Source organism: Veillonella sp. (assembly GCF_018364065.1).
In the GTDB taxonomy this organism is placed as follows: Bacteria; Bacillota; Negativicutes; order Veillonellales; family Veillonellaceae; genus Veillonella_A.
Window position 1 is genome coordinate 49,715 of the sequence record NZ_JAGZMO010000004.1, and the last position, 18,476, is coordinate 68,190.

The following is an 18,476-nucleotide window of genomic DNA, read 5'->3' on the forward strand; positions in this document are numbered from 1 at the left end:
TAGATGAATAAAATCATACATTTATTGATCGATGACATTATACAGTTTCATAAGGATTTAGAAGCATCGTCAGTTATGAAATCAGGTATTCATGACTTAAATTTATTGGAATCAGCTGTTAATACGCCATTTCAGACATTTGGCGGTGAAGATTTATACCCTACCATTTATGATAAGGCGGCACAACTTTGCTATGGATTAGCAAAAAATCATGCATTTACTGATGGAAATAAGCGAATAGCTTTTCATTCGATGCAGATATATTTAGCGTTGGAAGAGATTAATTTGTCTTATTCGGATGATGAAGCGGAAGCGTTAATTATTGGGGTAGCAGATAATTCAGTATCAGTGAGTAAGCTGAAAGAATGGCTTATTAGTCATTCGGTTTAGTCAATGAATTATAAAATGACAAATTATATATTGTTGAGACTTCAGGCCTCTTTATAGAAGACAATTCTGTAAAGAGGCTTTTGTGTTGGCTGAAATTGGTTGACATACTCACTTTTTCGTAATGTATAGTAATGAGGAGGTGGAGTATGGATGATGTGTTGACGGCCGCTGCGAATTACGGCTTTCCTATGGTAGTAGCGTCTTACTTGTTGTTGCGCCTGGAGCACAAGATGGACTCTTTGAGCGCGTCCATAACGGAGCTTGTTATTACCTTGCGAAACAGTAATCAGAGCCGGTCTTGAATGTATGTAAAACCATATGCGACAATTAAATTCCCCATGTAAAAAGAACCCTTTGAAATGATTGTGTTTCAAAGGGTTCTTTTTGTTTATTAGTTCCTATTTATTACATCATGTGTAATATTTTTTTTATTTTTTTATTTTTTTATTTTATTGACGTTGTATTATCCCTGCATGGATCGTTCAGAACGACGAGTTCTTGCACTTCGAGATTTTTTACTGCTTGATGATTTAGGCCAGTTAGGCGGAAGTCCGTACGGATTGGCTGTGGTTTTGCCCGGAATGAAGAGGAGTAAGCCGTTCACTGTCCACGCAATTAAGAGAAAGAAAAAGTTCCATGATTTTATATTGGTGTATGGATAGGTGAAGGCCATGAAAAGGCACCACAGGATACCGAATAATCCGTGAATGGACATGTCCTGAAAGCGTCGCGCATAGAGCACATAGAAGAAAGATAATAAAATGCTGTGTCCCGTAAAGGCGAAGAATCGAATGGCCCAATAGGCGACCAGTACGACTACTTTTTCGGTAAGCAGTGCAATGAGGTTATCAAACAGGCTCGATATGAGGGTGAGCCCGATGAGACCGATTAAAAACTGCAAGCGGTTAAGACGGCCCTGAACCTGCAGAATTTTAATGTTATTAGTATGGGCCCAACGCGTAATGGAGAAGGCTACAATCCCCATGAGAAGCGCTACGCCTATATTATACAAGATGTCCATACTATCGTCCTTTTCTAGTAAACTTTTTAATTTAATTATTATAGCACAAAAACGATGGGATTTAAAGGGAACGGGGACGAACCGCAAGAAAGGCCTGAAAAATAACGTTTTAAATGCAGTTTATTCCTCGAATAGAAGGTTATTGGGGAATAAAAAACGACTTGAGATAGTACAGTCTCAAGTCGTTTGTTTGTATTCATATTATTTTCTAATGTTCCGCAATGCAGGAATGAGGAACATGGCAATAAGAAGACCGACGCCGCTGGTAATGAAGCTGGCCGGTAAACGAACGATTGCCATATCATAGCTGTTCAATACATTTGCCCAAGCTACGAAGTAACCGGCTGCTGTCCAGATAGCGCCTACGATAATGGCCATAAATACACGGCCCATGGAAACTTCACGGAGTTTCTGACGATTTGGCCAAAGACCAATTACCATATAGCCTACCATAAGGCCGCAAAGCCCTTTGATAATGATAGAGTAAACGGTATAAACATAGTTGCCGGACAACATGTCGAAAATGGCTGAGCCGAGCGCTGCGGACAAGCCGCCGTAAACGCCGCCGAATAAAGAGGAAATGGTGAAGAGGGCGGCGGAGCCCAGATGCGCCATAGCACCGGCCGGCAATGGAACGAAAATAAAGGTAGCCAATACCATAATGGCCGATAACATGCCGATGTAAACAATGTCGCGAATAGAGAATTTCATTTGTTACGCCCCCCGTTTTACGAGTTTAGTCAACTCCCCAAGGAGTGGCTCAAACAATAAACCATTGCGCATGGAGCCGATTGTGTCATGCGTAAATTTAACCGCGTCAGTTGTAAAATGTGCAGCTAACGAAGCACTTTCATAAGTGGAATAGCCCTGCAATAAGCAGCCGGTCAACACGGCGGTGAAAATATCGCCTGTGCCGTGGGCTTTTACAGGAACAAGTTTCGTCTTAATCATCTGCAAGGATTGGTCTTCGCCGTCATAAATGGCTACAACCGCATTTTCAGGATCAGGCACGCCGGACATGATAACGTGGCGAGGGCCCATTTTGTGAAGCTCTTCGCAGATTTGTTGTACTTTGTCAGGTGTTACATTTTCCGGTTCATATGGTAAATCCAACAGGAAGGTTGCTTCCGTGTAGTTAGGTTTAATAATATGAGCGTGGCCCAACAAGGTGCGCATTTCTTCAATCATTTTCTGATTGTATACGGAGTATAAATGACCGTCGTCCGCCATGGCCGGGTCAACGATAATCGGTGTATTTTCAGTTCCGAAACGTTTGATTGCTTCGATAACGATGTGAATTTGTTCAGGTGATGCGAGGAAACCGCTTTGAATTGCATCGAAGGTAATGTCATTTTTTACCCAGCATTTCATGAATGGATCCAAATGGTCGGAGAAGTCCACCATTTCGTAGTGCTCATATTCCAAGTGGTTGCAAAGCAACGCTGTTGGCAATGGAGCGGCCTGCGAGCCGAGAGCGCTGATGATCGGCACTGCTACTGTGAGGGAACAGCGTCCGATGGAGCTCATATCTTGAATCGATAAAATAGTCGGTACAGGATTAACAGGTTTCATAAGTAAGCCTCTTTTCTAATATTTTTTCTAAGAGTATTGTAAGAAATATCCTGTCATGTGTAAATGTACAGAAATATAAAAATGAATAGGACAGTTTGAATTATGAGTCAGTTTCAGTTGAATGTTAACATAATGTATTTTCATGTATTATGTATTCTCGTTGTTTTCAGGGGCAAAATATGCTGTAAATAAAAATCTTTCATGTATAATAAGGTTATGAGTTTTTTCATTTTCCACAAAGGAGTGTGACGAGTGTGACACAGTATATTATAAAGCGTCTCTTAGGCGCCGCTGTCGTGATGTGGGCTATTATAACCATAACATTTTTGCTTATGCGGGCCATTCCGGGCGGACCGTTTACAGAGGAGAAAAAGTTGCCTCCACAGATTAAGGCGACCATAGAGAGCACATATCATTTGAATGATCCCTTGTGGAAGCAGTATACGGATTATATGAGTCATGTAGCGAAGCTTGACTTAGGGCCGTCCTATAAGTACATCGGCCGCAGTGTAAATGAAATTATCGGCGAATCGTTCCCCGTGTCCGCGCAATTGGGCCTGGGGGCTTTAGCATTCGCATTGGTAGGTGGCATCATTGCCGGCGTGGGCAGTGCACTTCGTCCTAACACATGGCTGGACTATCTCATTACCATCGGATCCACTATCGGCATTTCAGTGCCTACCTTTATCATCGGCGCCGTGCTGGTGTACTGGCTGGGCTTCGTGTGGCCTATTTTCCCGGTAGCCCTGTGGAAGGGGCCGGCTTACATGGTGTTGCCTATTTTAACTTTGGGCGCACAGCCGATGGCCTTCATTGCCCGTTTAACACGTACCACTATGATTGAAGTGTTACAGCAGGAGTATATTAAAACGGCGCGAGCCAAAGGGCTTTCTAAGTTTCAGATTATCGTAAAACATGCGCTGCGCAATGCTGTATTGCCGGTGCTGACTTATATTGGACCGCTGGCGGCGGCGCTGTTAACAGGCAGTTTCATTGTGGAAACGATTTTTGCCATTCCCGGATTGGGGAAATTTTTTGTTACGTCTATTTACAACCGCGACTACACGGTTATTTTAGGGGTGACTATATTTTATAGTGCCCTTGTAGTTGCGTTTAACTTGCTGATCGATATTTTATATCCTTTAATCGATCCGCGCATTACGATGGAAGAGGAGGATGACCTATGAGACAGGTAAGACAGGCAGATGATTTTTTACCGCTCATCGACCGGGCGTCCGCACAAGTTGAAGTGTATATTAAACGGCCGTCCGCATGGGCTCGTTTAAAAGAAAATAAATTGGCTCTCTTAGGGCTTTGTATTATTGTATGTATGATTGTGTTGGCCATTGTGGGGCCGTGGCTCTCGCCCTACACCTATGCAGATCAGAATTTAACGCAGGCCAATCAAGCACCGTCCGCTGCGCATTGGTTCGGAACCGATACGCTGGGGCGCGACTTATATGTTCGCGTTGTATATGGTGCGCGTATATCCTTGGTCGTTGGGTTTGTAGCGGCGGCCATTAACCTGGTTATCGGCGTTGTGTACGGCAGTATTGCTGGCTACATGGGCGGCAAAGTGGACCGACTTATGATGGGCTTTGTAGATATTTTGTACGGTATTCCTTTATTGTTATATGTTATTTTACTCATGGTTATTTTATCGCCGGGCCTTACATCCATTTTCCTGGCCTTGGGGATTGCCTATTGGCTGACCATGGCTCGTATTGTGCGCAGTCAGATTATGGCCCTTAAAAATGAGGAATATGTGCTGGCCGCTCGTTCTATGGGCGTGCCTAGCTGGCGAATTTTATTCCGCCACATGTTACCGAACTGTGTAGGCCCTATTGTAATTACCATGACATTGGCTATTCCGGAAGCTATTTTCACGGAAGCCTTTCTCAGCTTTATCGGTCTTGGTGTAAGTGCACCTATGGCCAGCTGGGGCGTGTTGGCTGCGGAAGGGATTAACTCCATGCGATCTTATCCGTTCCAGCTCATTGCACCGGCCGTGGCGATTGGCGTTACCATGTTGGGCTTCACCTTTTTTGGAGACGGTTTGCGCAATGCATTGGACCCTAAGGAGAATGTGAAATGATGGAATCTATGAATACAAAGACTGCCGGTCATGCGCCGCAGGTGCTGTTGCAACTGGAGAATCTGTCCGTAACATTTAATACATTTTCCGGTCCTGCCAAAGCCGTGCGCGGTGTGTCTTTGCAGTTAAACGAAGGCGATGTGCTCGGACTGGTAGGCGAGTCGGGGTGCGGCAAATCCGTAACACTCCAGTCCCTCATGGGCCTGTTGCCGAAACAGTATGCTACGGTGCAGTTGGATTCGTTGAAAATTGAAAGTCAGGAATTGAAGGACGCATCCGAGGAAACTTGGCAGCAATTGCGAGGCACTACAGTGGCCATGGTCTTTCAGGACCCTATGACCGCATTGAATCCGCTGCTTACCGTGGGAACGCAGTTGAAAGAATCTGTAGAGCTTTATAAAGCGCGTTATGGTGCGACAGGGACCGCCAGAGCCGGTTCTGATGTGTCCGCATCTAATCCGTCAGCTGTGGATGGGGCAGGTAAATTGAACTCTGATGCGGAGGCATCCGGTGCGTCCGGTTCGCCGGCAATCGTTGATACGGATGCGGAGTGTGTAGAGCTACTTCGCAAGGTGGGCATTGCCGATCCGGAGCGGCGTTTGAAGCAATATCCTCATGAGCTCAGCGGCGGTATGCGTCAGCGTGTTGTTATCGCCATGGCCTTGGCCGGACGTCCTCGCATTTTATTGGCCGACGAACCGACTACCGCATTGGACGTAACGACGGAAGCACAGATTTTACTATTATTAAAAGAGCTTGTAGCGAAAGAGCGTATGAGCATGATCATAATTTCTCACAACTTGCGCGTTATTGCCCAAGTTTGTGAACGGGTATCTGTTATGTACGCAGGGCAGATTGTGGAATCGGGCACGGTGGAAGAGTTGATTAATACGCCGCAGCATCCGTATTTGAAAGGACTGCTCGCTTCGCTGCCTACGAAGGATAAGAAAGAACTGCAGGCCATTGGTGGACAGCCACCGAATACATTGAGCCTGCCTGATGGTTGTGCCTTCTATCCTCGTTGCTCTCAGGCCATGAATATTTGTACCCGCGAAGTACCGGACCTGACTGTACAGAACGGACGGGCTTTGCGTTGCTGGCTTTTTGCAGCCGGTGAAGGAAAGGAGGCCTGACACATGAGTGAATCTGGTAATCATCATTTACAAAGTGAAACTTCTAATAGCAAATCCGTGACAAACAGCGAAGTGAAAAGTAGCGAAGTGAAAAAAAGCGAAGTGAAAAGTGGCGAAGTGCAAAGTAATAAAGTAAAAAGTAGCACAGTGAATAGCAACGTAATGCCCGGCAGTTCAATGATTAGTGAGTCCGCATATGACAGGACTGCTCAATATATTTGGGAAACGGAAAAGCTGTCTAAATATTTTCCGGTGAAGAAGCACTTTTTTGACCGCACACCGCATCGGGTGCGCGCATTGCAACAGGTGAGTCTTCGTCAGAAGCCCGGAGAAACTCTCGGTATCGTAGGGGAGTCGGGCTGTGGGAAATCCACATTCGGACGTACGTTGATGGGCCTCTATCCTAAGAGTGAAGGGCGCATTTGGGTGACCGGCAAGGAAATAACATCGCCTGCCGATAATGCTCATGTGCTGAAACATATTCAAATGGTGTTTCAGGATCCTTACGCATCTTTAAATCCTCGCATGACGGTGCGGCAGATTTTAAGTGAGCCGCTCACATTGCACAAAGAATTAAGCCGTGCAGAAGCGGCAGAGCGCGTAGAAGCTACGCTGGCACAAATCGGCCTTACAAAGGCGCAGGGCGAATCGTACCCACACGAATTCAGCGGCGGGCAACGTCAGCGTATCGGCATCGGTCGCGCGATTATTAGCGAACCGCAATGCATAATCTGCGACGAACCGATTTCCGCTTTGGACGTATCCATTCAAGTACAGATTATAAAATTGTTACAACAATTGCAGGCGGAGAAACAAATCGGTTATGTGTTTATCTCCCATGATTTGAATATGGTGCGCTACATGAGTCAATCCATGGCCGTTATGTACTTAGGTCATGTGGTGGAAGAAGGGCGCACGCAGGATGTGTATAACAATCCGCAGCACCCATATACGCAGGCGCTCATCAAGTTAAATGCACCGTTGGCGGCGCCAATGTCTATCGGTCCGGTGTTGACCGGCGAAGTGCCGAGCCCGCTCGATGAGATTAAAGGCTGTCCATTTGTAGGACGTTGTCCGGAAGTACAGCCTGTGTGCAGGGAAAAGATGCCTGACTTGAAAGATACCGGAGCGCAGCGTGTAGCTTGTTGGCAACGTATGTAGTATCCGGGAAGAGGAGTGGCTATGGAACAGAGTTGGAATGAACGAAACCTTGAATATCAGCTCTTGCAGCTGATTCAGTCAATGGCTCCGGCCGGAGAAGTTTCGTATATAGTAGTAAAATTGAATGAAGAAGGTGGATTTACGCCTATCCTTTCGCATAATGAAAATATGGTCCACGCTTCGGCCAGCATGATTAAAGTGCTCATTATGGCTACTTTATTTCACGAGGCGCGGCTGGGCTACAAGGACCTTACGGAAAAAATCGATCTGTGGTCCATGCCGCCGGTTATGGGTGGCGGTGCGCTGCAGGAATTGATAGAACCGCATCATTTTACCTGCCTGGAATTATGCCGGCTCATGATGGTGCTCAGCGATAACTGGGCGACTAATCTGTTGATTCAGCATCTGGGCTTTGACGCCATTAATGGCTATTCGAAGAGTATCGGCATGGAACATACAGAGTTGAAGCGGTTTATGATGGATAGCGAAGCCCGCAAGGAGGGCCGTGAAAATCTGATGACCGTATCCGACTTGATGAAGTTGTATGAAGCACTTTATATACAGCGCCATGATGAACGAATCGGGCAGGAAATGTGGAATATTCTCGGTCGTCAGCAATTTCGTGATAAATTGCCGTTCTACTGGGGGGAAGATACACGATTTTATCATAAAACCGGATCGCTTGAAGATGTGGAACATGACGGCGGTCTCTTGCCTCTCGGTGATGAAATGTTCGGCATTGGCGTATTTATTTCGAAGGTACCAAATCCTGTGGGGATTGCTATGGGCGCTACCATGGGTGAACGTATAAAAGCATTCTTGGAGGATAGAAGGGGGCCGGCACATGGAAACAGACACTAAAATGCACAAAGTCCTTCGTTGGATTGTGGCATTACTCATAATCAGTCTGGCGCTCTTGGGCCTGTTCGGCTGTACGCGCAGCGACTCTACGCCGCCAAATACATTGCGCCTGGCTCTTGAGCAGGAGCCGTCTTCGCTGGATCCGGCCAAGTCGACAACCTTGCCGGAGTCTATCGTGGAACTGGCTATCTTTGACGGCTTAACCCGTTTGAATGATAAGGACTTGCCGGAACCGGCCGTGGCGCAGTCTTGGGATATCTCTCAAGACGGACTTACTTATGTGTTCCATTTGCGACCTGATGCAAAGTGGTCCGATGGAAAACCGGTCCGTGCGCAGGATTTTGAATATGCGTGGAAGCGCGTGTTGAATCCGAAAGTGGCGGCCGGCAATGCGTACATGCTCTACGTCATTAAAAATGGCGAAGCTTATAATACGGATAAGGCGACAGCTGATGAAGTAGGTGTTAAGGCTTTGGATGACCATACGTTGCAAGTCGTGCTGGAATCACCGGCTCCTTATTTCTTAGGGCTTACGGCGTTCCATGCATACTATCCGGTGCGTGAAGATATTGTAGAAAAGGCGCCTGATACATGGGCCACCAAGGCTGAAACATTAATCGGCAACGGTCCGTTCGTGCTTACCAAATGGATTCACAGCGGTGAATTGAATTTTGTGAAAAATGAAAAATATTGGGATGCCGGCGCAGTAAATTTGGAAGCCATGTATTGGCCTATCAGTGAATCGCAGAGTACGCGTCTTACCTTGGCTGAAGGCGGCGCGGTGGACATGATGGTAGAACCGCCTGTACTGGATCAGAAGCGGCTCACTGAACAGGGTAACTTTAAAGTGGCGCCGTCCTTGGGCACCTACTATTATGTATTTAACGTAACGGCACCGCCATTTGACGATCCCCGTGTGCGCAAAGCATTTTCCTTGGTTATAGACCGAAAGGTGATTGTAGATACTATCGTTCATGGCGGTAAAACACCGGCATATGCCTTCGTACCGCCCGGATTGATTGACGAACAGAGCAAAGCAGATTTCCGTGCTACCGGCGGTGACCTGGTAGCGTACAATGTGGCGGAAGCGCAGGAACTTCTGAAAGAAGCGGGTTACGGTCCTGATAAACCACTACCGAAGGTAACGATTTTGTATAATACAAATGAACTTCATAAGGCCATTGCGGAAGCGATTCAGGCTATTTGGAAGGAAACACTTCATGCGGACGTGGAATTGCAGAATCAGGAAACGAAGGTATTCATGGCGAACCGTGAAGCCGGTCACTACCAGGTGGCGCGTGCGTCCTGGGTTGGGGACTACGTAGATCCGCAAACATTCCTGGACGTGTTCTTTGATGAAACGAATGACGCGCAGTATCACAGCGCCCGTTATAACGAAGTGATGACTGCCGTTCACAATACAACGAATCCGCAGGAACGCTTGGCGCTTATGCACGAAGCGGAACAGATTCTCTTTGACGACAGCGTAGTGATTCCGATTTACTTCACTACAACACCATATGTGGTGAACGATGCAATCGGCGGCTACTTCTGGTCAAGCTTGGGCATTGTGGATTTTAAATCTGCTTATAGAAAGTAAGGAGTAATGGCTGTGGAATGGATAAAACCGAATCGAATTGAGCCGGGCATGACCTTAGGTTTTCTTGCCCCCGCATCAAGTACGAAAGAGTCGCTGGAGCGCATCGAGAAGATTGCTACGCAACGCGGCTATAAGGTACTGTTTGCCCCTTCCTGTTATCGCCAAGGCCTTTACGGCGGTACGCCTCAGGAGCAGGCGGCGGAGTTTAACGATCTCATGACCAATAACAGTTGTGATGCGGTTATCGCTTTGCGCGGCGGCTACGGTTGCGCCCGCTATGTAGATTTACTCGATTATGAGGGCATTCGCAAGGCTCACAAACCATTTGTGGGGTACAGTGACTGTACGGCCTTGCATTTAGCTATTCAGCGATACAGTCGACTCATAACCTATCATGGACCGATGGGCGTGGATTGGGTGAAGCCGGACCGCGAAACAGATTTGGACCATCTCTTCGAATTGTTGGAAGGCCGCGCTACAGTGGTGGAACCGTTACCGGAGCCGCCACGCGGCTTTATCGGCGCACAAATGGAAGAGGGGCGTTTATTGGGTGGCAATTTGGCTATTCTTTGCAGCTTGGCGGGCACTCCGTACACGTTGGAATCCTCCGACTGGGATGATGCTATATTGTTTATTGAAGATGTAGGCGAGCCTCCTTATAAATTAGACCGCATGTTGCAGCAATTGCGCTTGCAGGGAATTTTAAAAAAAGTAAAAGGGGTAGCTCTTGGCAATTTCCTCAACTGTGAAGACGAAGATGAGCCGGATTATGATATCGGCGTAGCTGTGTTGGACTATATGCAACAGGGCCGCGACTCAAGCAGATCGGAGCCGTTTGTGTGCTATGTGCCTACCGGTCATGGCGCGCCTCATTGGGCATTGCCGTTGGGGCAATATGTAAGCTTCAGAGCCATATCCAACACACTGGTTATATTGGACTAGTGGCTTGATTACGTAGATACACAATCTAATTTGAATGGATAGATAAAGATTCTGATTAGATTGAGTAGATAAGCAATCAAATCAGAATGATAGGTTACATCACCTGATTCAATCGAATAGAAGTAAAATTTTGTGTAAGTAGAAAGGTTTGTAATGACGGAAGAAATAAAGTTGCAGATTGAACGGGCTCATAAGGCCATTGATGATGCGGCTTCAGATTTAGTAAATACAGCGATATATTTGCATGACCATCCGGAAACAGGCCTTCAGGAAGTACAGGCAGTGGCGTGTATCAGTGAGGTCATGAAAGCGTATGGATTTGCGGTGCAACAGGATGTGAGCGACGGTAACATTGCGGAATTGAAAACGTCCTTGCGAGCGGATAGAGATCCTGCAGGTGACGTGACTTCTGAACATAATAAAGTGGTTCGGATTCATGAGGACGGCGAAGTGCAGCATCATAAGAGCAGTGAAATGCCGACTCATGAGAACGGTGAAGTGCAGAATCAACTGCAAGGGCAAGTTCCTTTTAAAATGGCTTTCCTCGGTGAATACGATGCACTGCCGGAGCTCGGTCACGGCTGCGGTCATAATCTGATTGCGCCTATGAGTATGGGCGCGGCTATCGGCTTTGCGGCAGCTCGGCCTGATGCGGTAACTACGTTCTTCGGCTGTCCGGCTGAGGAAACTGTAGGGGGCAAGGTGTACATGGCGGAAAGCGGCGTCTTTGCGGGGTATAATGGCGCTTTGCTCACACATCCGGGCGATGCTAATGAACTGGGTGGTTCGTCCTTGGCCAGCCATCCGCTGGAAGTGGTGTTCCACGGCAAGGCGGCACACATTGCGGCGCCTAAGGGGAGCGGCATTAATGCACTGGATTGCCTGGTGACCTACTACGGACGAGTGAAGGCACTATTGGACACTTGGGGCGACGAGGCGCTCATCGGCATTATGATTACGGAAGGGGGCGCGGCACCGAATATTATTCCGGAAAGGGCGGCCCTTCATATGACGGTGCGCGCAAAGCATGTGGAGTTTTTAGAAAACACAATGCTTCCGGCGTTGCGTCAAACGGCACAGGCGTGTGCTGAACAATATGGAGCCACCGTTACCTGCCGCCATTATGAGCCGCTGTTTAAAGATTTGCGGGAAGACAAAACCTTGCAGTATATTGCATTTCAGGTAATGACGAAATATGGTGAAATGCCTCAAATCTTACCGGATGATATGGCGGAAGGCAGTACAGACATGGGCAATGTGTCTCATGAGATTCCTACGTTACAGCTGACCTTGCAAATCGGACAGGACTTAGGCCTTCACACACCTGCGTTTGTAGCGGCGGCCAAATCGGACAAAGCGCTGCAGCAGGTGATTAAGGGTGCCAAGATGATGGCGGAGATCGCCATTCTCTACGGAGCTTGTGAGGCTGATGGGGCGCGTATTAACAAAGCTTAACAGGTTAAGTGTGCTATGTTGCAGTACGCGTTAGATCTATGGCGAGATGCTAATTCAGTAAAGCGTAAAGTCCATGAAAATTATGTTTAAAAATTGAGATTTTTCGTAGAAAAGTGCAGTTTTTGACATACTTTTAAAATAAATGTAAAATATAATCGTTAAAGCGAAGCCGTCTTTAAAGACGGCTTTTCCATTATGTAGAAAGAGACCGGGCTGTATATGGAAGAATGCCAATACATATGGGCACTGCGAGGTACCGTTGTATAAAGGGTACAACAGCGAAACCGGTGAACGGATAGGAACGGCTTAGGTATAGGCCGTCACATTGTTTAAGGCTGGGAGATGACGAATGAGCGTATTAACTGTGTCGCATGTAACGCATGGATTTGGAGCGCGTCAAATACTGGATGACGCTTCATTCCGCCTGTTAAAGGGTGAGCATGTAGGTTTAATCGGGGCGAACGGAGAAGGGAAGTCTACCTTCTTAAATATCATTATCGGCAAAATTTTACCCGATGAAGGTACGGTAGCGTGGTCTAACAAGGGCACGGTAGGCTATCTGGATCAGCACAGCGTACTCGCCGAAGGGCAGACTATTCGCGATGTATTGCGCGATGCGTTCAGCGACCTCTTTGCCATGGAAACGCAGCTGCAGGATGCGTATAATGAAATGACGAGCTGCACGGAAGAGCGGATGAACGAATTGTTGGAGTTGACCGGCGAATGGCAGGAAGAGCTGGAACAGCGCGGATTCTATGAAATCGATGCCACTATTGAGCGTACCGCGCAGGGCCTGGGCCTTGTGGATATCGGTTTGGATCGTTTGGTAAATGAGCTCAGCGGCGGTCAACGTACGAAAGTATTGCTTACAAAGCTCTTGTTACAGAAACCGACCATTCTGTTATTGGACGAACCGACCAACTATTTGGACGTGGAACATATTGATTGGCTCAAAAATTATTTACAGAACTATGAAAACGCCTTTATCCTCATTTCCCATGATATGGAGTTTTTGAATTCTGTAGTCAATGTAATTTATCACATCGAGCAGGCAAAGCTGACCCGATATACAGGCAACTATGAACAGTTCCTGGCCGCCTATGAAGTGCAGCGTCAACAGGCGATTAAAGCCTATGAGCGCCAGCAACAGGAAATCGGCCGCATGGAAGATTTCATTGCCCGCAACAAGGCGCGCGTAGCGACGCGGGGCATGGCGAACTCCCGTGCGAAGCGCTTGGAAAAGATGGAGCTCCTGGAAAAACCGAAGGTGCATTTGAAACCGTCTTTCGGCTTCAAAGAAGGACGTACGCCGAGCCGCTTTATCGTGGAGGCGGAAGATTTGGTGTTGGGCTACAATGAGGCGCTCACCAAACCGGTTAAAGTTGTATTGGAACGTGGTCAGAAAGTGGCGGTTCGCGGCGTGAACGGCCTTGGTAAAACGACCTTGCTCAAGACGTTGCTGGGCATGATTCCCGCATTTTCCGGAAAAGTGGAGCGCGGCGATTTCTTACAGGTTGGCTATTTTGCCCAGGAAGATGTGGCCAATAACGACATGACCGCTCTCGATTACATTTGGAATGCCTATCCGTCCATGACGAATAGCGAAGTGCGTGCCGCGTTGGCTCGCTGCGGTTTGACAAATGAGCATATTACCAGCCAGATGCGCGTGTTATCCGGTGGTGAAAATGCGAAGGTACGCCTGTGTAAATTGATGCAGGAACAGTACAATGTGCTCGTATTGGACGAACCGACAAATCATTTAGATGTGGACGCAAAAGAAGAATTAAGTGAAGCTTTGCGCCGTTTTAAAGGAACAATCTTACTTGTAAGCCATGAGCCGGAATTTTACCGCTCCTGGATTACAGAAGAATGGAATGTAGAATCCTGGACGACCAAGATTGTATAAACCTTAAAGATTGTATAGGAGATAAGTTATGAAGGAAAAGGCTCAAGCGGGGATTGCTCAATTTCTCGACGCATTGGGGGTTGACCCAACATCGGACGTGATGAGCAAAACGCCGGAGCGCGTAGCTTCGTTGTTTGCCGATTTTTTTTCCGGCGTCAATAAAACAACGGCAGACGTGTGGGGCGAAACATTTACATCGGAATACGAAGGGCTCGTGGCGGTTACCGGCATTGCCTACCATTCCGTATGTGAACATCATCTGATGCCTTTTTTCGGAACGGTGGATATTATTTATCAGCCCCACAAGGGGCGCGTCGCCGGCATCAGTAAGTTCGGCGATGTCATAGATATTTTAGCTCATCGGCCGCAGATTCAGGAGCGATTGACGAAGCAAATTGCGGATGCAATCGAACAGGAACTGGGCGCCGACGGCGTATTGGTCAGAATTCGAGGCACTCACATGTGTATGCTGGTGAAGGGTGAGTTTCCTCAGGGCACCGTTGTGCAGACATTGGAATGTCGCGGTGTGCTGGGTGAAAGCGGCCCCCTTCGCGAGGAAGCCTTGACGATGTTAGGAGGAATAACAGATGCTCAAACGGCGCAGCTATCAGTGGAGTGACGGTAAGCGATTGGAGCTTCGCAACCGAACCTTGATTATGGGAATTTTAAACGGCACACCGGATTCATTTTCCGACGGCGGCAAATACAACACACCGGAGACGGCGGCCGCATGGGCGCGCGACATGGTAAATCATGGCGCGGATGTTATCGACTTGGGCGTAGAGTCTACTCGTCCCGGTCATACGCAGATTTCCGTAGCGGAAGAAATCAGCCGCATGGAATTGTTGCTTCCGGCCGTGTTGGAAGCGTCTTCTGTGCCTGTATCGATTGATACGTATCGGGCGGAGACAGCGGATTACGCATTGAGTCACGGTGCTCACATTTTGAACGACATTTGGGGCCTTCGCTATGATCCTGATATGGCGGCCGTAGCGGCGAAGCACAATGTGCCGGTTATCATCATGCACAATCAGGAAGGCACGGAATATGGCGATATTATTGAAGATATGAAAGCCTTTTTCTTCTCCTCCGTGGACTTGGCTCTGCGGGAAGGTGTAAAACCGCAAAATATCTGGCTTGATCCGGGCATCGGCTTCGGCAAGACCGGTGAGCAGAATATTGAAGTTATGCAGCGCCTTGGTGAGATTATGGCATATGAGTATCCTGTACTTCTCGCCGCCAGTCGCAAGCGATTCATCGGCACCATTTTAAACGGCGTGCCACCGGAAGAACGCGACGAAGGAACTGTGGCCGCTTGTATTACCGGCGTATTGCAGGGCATCGACATGGTGCGCGTGCACAATGTGGATATGCATAAGAAAGCATTGGCTGTAGCGGATGCATTATTACGAGGAGAGTAAGATGGATAAGATCGTACTAAAAAATATGGGCTTTTATGGCTATCATGGTAATTTGGCATCTGAAAATGAATTGGGTCAACGCTTTTTCGTAGATGTGACGGTGTTAACTGATTTAACGAAGGCCGGTCAGTCTGATTTATTGGAAGATTCCATTAACTATGTGGAAATTTATAATACAGTGCAGGCCATTGTGACCGGTGAAGGTCAAAAACTTTTGGAACGAGTGGGCACCTTGATTGCGGACGAGCTGTGGAATAAGTATCGCGGCATTGTCGGGTTAGCTGTGGCTGTTCGTAAACCGGCCGTACCGATTCCGGGCATGCTCGACTATGTGGAAGTGACAATTACGCGAGGACAAATCTAGTGTATACGTATTATTTGAGTGTAGGGTCCAATATGGGCGACCGTGCGGCTTATCTGAATCAGGCAGTGCTGCGCTTAAAAGAGCATCCCCGCATCGCGGCGGTGCAGGCCTCTGCATGGCTCGAAACAGAGCCGTGGGGCAATACAGATCAAGATGCTTTTTTAAATGGAGCGCTGAAGCTGACGACGGATTTGAAGCCGGAAGAGCTGCTTGACTATATGCAGCAGCTGGAGCAGGAAGCCGGCCGTGAGCGAAAAATTCACTGGGGACCGCGCACGTTGGATCTGGATATTATTTGGTGGGAAGAGGAAGACGGCCAATGCCTCACCTTCTTTTCCAATCGTGTAACCATTCCTCATCCGTACTTTTGGGAGCGCAATTTCGTGCTTTTACCGTTAAAGGAATTGTATCCGCAATTTACCTATAATGGTGAATCAATTGATGAGCGTCTTAAAAAAATATAAATATATGAGCCGGTTCTTATAATAAGGGCTGGCTCTTCTTCTATGTAACAGGTATAATATTAGTAACAAGAATTTTTTATGTAAAAATATAAGCGGAGTACACATAGGACGGTTATTTATAGTCGTCCTATTAAAATCGCCGCTATACAATGTTTATAGTGAGGCAGTTCGTATGGGACAGGAACAAAAACGCAGACGCAGCGGGCGCAGCCCGGAAAGCGAAACGCAACATAGGTCTAACAGCGCCGGTAAGAAGCAGGGGAACGATACCTTTGTGGTTGTTCTGCGATGGATAAAGATTATCGTCGTAGTCATCGGCGTATATGCGCTTATTCATGCCGCTTATGACTGGTGGGCTATTTCGCAACAACAAAAACAGTTACAAATTCAAATTGAAGAACTGCAGAAGAAGAACGAACAGTTAGAAGAAGAAAAGAAGCAATTGCAAGATCCTAAGGCCATTGAACAGGTGGCCCGCGATGAGCTCGGATTAGTAAAACCGGGCGAAGTTCCTTATGTTAAATAAGTGTTGACAAGGCTTTTTATAGTTATTTATAATTAACTGTGTATGTTAAATTAATGCATTTCAGTATTAGAAAAATTAGGAGGACATCGGGTTAGCATGGCCATCGAAGTAGGTAGTGTTCTTGAAGGGACAGTTACGGGTATCACAAAATTTGGAGCCTTTGTAGATTTAGGCAACAAACAGACGGGATTAGTTCATATTTCCGAAGTAGCTAATGAATATGTTGAAAATATTCAGGATTTTCTTAAAGAACAAGATACGGTTAAGGTAAAGGTTTTAAGTATTGATGAAAAAGGTAAGATCAGCTTATCTATAAAGCAGACGCAGCCGAAAGCGCCTAGCGCTGCACGAGCACCAAAGACGGAAGCTCGTGAACAGAGAGAAATGCGTCCGCGCAACAATGACAACTTTAATCGAAATTCATTTGATGGTAATCGTCGTAATTCAGCAGGCCGCAAAAATAATGGTCTCTCCTTTGAAGATAAGATGAGCCGTTTCTTGAAAGACAGCGAAGAACGGTTGACCAGTTTAAAACGCAATACAGAATCTAAACGAGGCGGTCGTGGAGGTCGCAGAGATTAATTGCTGAGATGATGCGAAGCCCGCATCATCTTTTTTATTTTTTCCTATGATTTAGGAGGATTTAGAGTGAGTAATTCAGCAGAGCCTATGGGCTTGAAGGTAGCGATTGTAGATATGGGATCGAATTCATTTCGATTGTTGATGGGCGAGTATACGAACGGAGCCTGGCATAATGAGCCTAAAATTTTGTGGCGAACCCGCTTGGGTGCACGAGACAGTGCAGGGCTAATTACAGACAGTTCCTGGCAATTGGGGATGGATGCACTCCGGGAAATTCGTCAGAAGATTGAGGCCTATGGAGCTACTGTCGTATTGGGCCTGGCTACCAGCGCGATTCGAGAAGCGGGCAATGGGAACGATTTCATGGAAGCGGCCCAGTCTGTTTGCCCTATGGAAGGCCGCATTTTATCCGGTGAAGAAGAAGCCTTATACGGGTTTCAAGGTGCCGCCGGCGAGTATTTGGCTGATGGCCGCCATTATGCGATTATTGATATCGGCGGTGGCAGTACGGAGCTGGCTCTAGGCGACAAGGATTCCGTATATTGGAGCCGGTCCTATCCGATTGGGGCGGTTCGTCTGCAGGAGCGCTCCGATGAAGATCCACAGGCCGTGTGGGAAGAAACGACGCCGTGGTTCCAAGAGTTGCCGATTGCAGGTCCTTTCGGTGAATTTATCGCCATCGGCGGTACGGCGACCACCTTGGCGTCCATTGATTTAAAAATGGAAACTTATGATGCGTCCCGCATCCAAAATCACAAGCTTACCCGTGAAGCGGTGGAAGTGATGATTATGGATATGCGTCAAATGACGCTTGAAGAGCGCCGCCAAGTGCGTGGCTTGGAACCTAACCGGGCCGATATCATCGTGGCCGGCGCGGAGATTCTCACGTCGATTATGGATTATTATCAAATCCCTTATGTCGTTGTCAGTGAACGGGACGGCATGGAAGGTATGGAGGCAACCCTGACGTTGTCATAAAGGAG

At 47.4% G+C, this 18,476-nt stretch carries 21 protein-coding genes; 18 read left to right on the forward strand and 3 right to left on the reverse strand.

Annotated features, from left to right (window positions below; genetic code table 11):
- Window positions 1–3: 3 nt before the first annotated feature.
- Window positions 4–390 (forward strand): type II toxin-antitoxin system death-on-curing family toxin, encoded by a 387-nt coding sequence (locus KHZ77_RS05155; RefSeq protein WP_295196356.1) that lies wholly within the window; start codon window positions 4–6, stop codon window positions 388–390.
- A gap of 146 nt (window positions 391–536) precedes the next feature.
- Window positions 537–692 (forward strand): YvrJ family protein, encoded by a 156-nt coding sequence (locus KHZ77_RS05160; RefSeq protein WP_295196357.1) that lies wholly within the window; start codon window positions 537–539, stop codon window positions 690–692.
- Between the two features lie 161 nt (window positions 693–853).
- Here the strand turns inward: KHZ77_RS05160 and KHZ77_RS05165 are convergent, their stop codons facing one another.
- The 3 genes from KHZ77_RS05165 to KHZ77_RS05175 form a co-directional block, all read right to left on the reverse strand.
- A complete protein-coding gene (locus KHZ77_RS05165; protein WP_295196359.1) occupies window positions 854–1,411 on the reverse strand; it encodes a DUF805 domain-containing protein in 558 nt (185 codons plus the stop codon).
- A 201-nt stretch (window positions 1,412–1,612) separates the two neighbouring features.
- On the reverse strand, window positions 1,613–2,122 hold the full coding sequence (locus KHZ77_RS05170) for an ECF transporter S component (RefSeq protein WP_295196361.1): 510 nt from the start codon (window positions 2,120–2,122) through the stop codon (window positions 1,613–1,615).
- Between the two features lie 3 nt (window positions 2,123–2,125).
- On the reverse strand, window positions 2,126–2,983 hold the full coding sequence (locus KHZ77_RS05175; protein ID WP_295196363.1) for a pyridoxamine kinase: 858 nt from the start codon (window positions 2,981–2,983) through the stop codon (window positions 2,126–2,128).
- A gap of 254 nt (window positions 2,984–3,237) precedes the next feature.
- Here KHZ77_RS05175 and KHZ77_RS05180 point away from each other — a divergent pair, with 254 nt between their 5' ends.
- The 16 genes from KHZ77_RS05180 (at window position 3,238) to KHZ77_RS05255 (ending at window position 18,471) form a co-directional block, all read left to right on the forward strand.
- Window positions 3,238–4,170, forward strand: coding sequence for an ABC transporter permease (locus KHZ77_RS05180; RefSeq protein ID WP_295196365.1), 933 nt, complete (start codon window positions 3,238–3,240; stop codon window positions 4,168–4,170).
- A complete protein-coding gene (locus KHZ77_RS05185) occupies window positions 4,167–5,078 on the forward strand; it encodes an ABC transporter permease (RefSeq protein ID WP_295196367.1) in 912 nt (303 codons plus the stop codon). Before KHZ77_RS05180 ends, KHZ77_RS05185 begins: the two co-directional genes overlap by 4 nt.
- Window positions 5,075–6,211: an ABC transporter ATP-binding protein gene (locus KHZ77_RS05190; protein ID WP_295196369.1), complete on the forward strand. Its 1,137-nt coding sequence runs from the start codon at window positions 5,075–5,077 to the stop codon at window positions 6,209–6,211. The genes KHZ77_RS05185 and KHZ77_RS05190 overlap by 4 nt, the downstream gene beginning before the upstream one ends.
- 3 nt (window positions 6,212–6,214) lie before the next feature.
- Window positions 6,215–7,372 carry an oligopeptide/dipeptide ABC transporter ATP-binding protein gene (locus KHZ77_RS05195; RefSeq protein WP_295196370.1) on the forward strand — a complete coding sequence of 386 codons (1,158 nt, stop codon included), beginning with the start codon at window positions 6,215–6,217 and terminating at the stop codon, window positions 7,370–7,372.
- A gap of 21 nt (window positions 7,373–7,393) precedes the next feature.
- Complete coding sequence (locus KHZ77_RS05200; protein WP_295196372.1) at window positions 7,394–8,233, forward strand: serine hydrolase; 840 nt, start codon at window positions 7,394–7,396, stop codon at window positions 8,231–8,233.
- Window positions 8,217–9,833, forward strand: a complete 1,617-nt coding sequence (locus tag KHZ77_RS05205; protein WP_295196374.1) for a peptide ABC transporter substrate-binding protein — start codon at window positions 8,217–8,219, stop codon at window positions 9,831–9,833. The genes KHZ77_RS05200 and KHZ77_RS05205 overlap by 17 nt, the downstream gene beginning before the upstream one ends.
- Before the next feature lie 12 nt (window positions 9,834–9,845).
- On the forward strand, window positions 9,846–10,775 hold the full coding sequence (locus KHZ77_RS05210) for an LD-carboxypeptidase (protein WP_295196375.1): 930 nt from the start codon (window positions 9,846–9,848) through the stop codon (window positions 10,773–10,775).
- Between the two features lie 153 nt (window positions 10,776–10,928).
- Entirely contained in the window at window positions 10,929–12,230 is a 1,302-nt protein-coding gene (locus KHZ77_RS05215) for a peptidase dimerization domain-containing protein (protein ID WP_295196377.1), read from the forward strand.
- 349 nt (window positions 12,231–12,579) lie between these two features.
- A complete protein-coding gene (locus tag KHZ77_RS05220; RefSeq protein ID WP_295196378.1) occupies window positions 12,580–14,136 on the forward strand; it encodes an ABC-F family ATP-binding cassette domain-containing protein in 1,557 nt (518 codons plus the stop codon).
- A gap of 28 nt (window positions 14,137–14,164) precedes the next feature.
- The gene (folE, locus tag KHZ77_RS05225; RefSeq protein WP_295196380.1) at window positions 14,165–14,755 is read left to right on the forward strand and encodes a GTP cyclohydrolase I; all 591 of its coding nucleotides are present in this window, start codon (window positions 14,165–14,167) and stop codon (window positions 14,753–14,755) included.
- Window positions 14,724–15,557: a dihydropteroate synthase gene (gene folP, locus KHZ77_RS05230; RefSeq protein ID WP_295196382.1), complete on the forward strand. Its 834-nt coding sequence runs from the start codon at window positions 14,724–14,726 to the stop codon at window positions 15,555–15,557. The genes folE and folP overlap by 32 nt, the downstream gene beginning before the upstream one ends.
- Window position 15,558: 1 nt before the next feature.
- Entirely contained in the window at window positions 15,559–15,921 is a 363-nt protein-coding gene (gene folB / locus KHZ77_RS05235) for a dihydroneopterin aldolase (RefSeq protein WP_295196383.1), read from the forward strand.
- The gene (gene folK / locus KHZ77_RS05240; protein ID WP_295196385.1) at window positions 15,921–16,385 is read left to right on the forward strand and encodes a 2-amino-4-hydroxy-6-hydroxymethyldihydropteridine diphosphokinase; all 465 of its coding nucleotides are present in this window, start codon (window positions 15,921–15,923) and stop codon (window positions 16,383–16,385) included. The genes folB and folK overlap by 1 nt, the downstream gene beginning before the upstream one ends.
- Before the next feature lie 172 nt (window positions 16,386–16,557).
- Window positions 16,558–16,911, forward strand: a complete 354-nt coding sequence (locus KHZ77_RS05245) for a septum formation initiator family protein (RefSeq protein ID WP_295196387.1) — start codon at window positions 16,558–16,560, stop codon at window positions 16,909–16,911.
- A gap of 96 nt (window positions 16,912–17,007) precedes the next feature.
- Window positions 17,008–17,493 (forward strand): S1 domain-containing RNA-binding protein, encoded by a 486-nt coding sequence (locus tag KHZ77_RS05250; RefSeq protein ID WP_295196389.1) that lies wholly within the window; start codon window positions 17,008–17,010, stop codon window positions 17,491–17,493.
- Window positions 17,494–17,586: 93 nt separating this feature from the next.
- Entirely contained in the window at window positions 17,587–18,471 is an 885-nt protein-coding gene (locus tag KHZ77_RS05255) for a phosphatase (protein WP_295196920.1), read from the forward strand.
- Window positions 18,472–18,476: the final 5 nt, after the last annotated feature.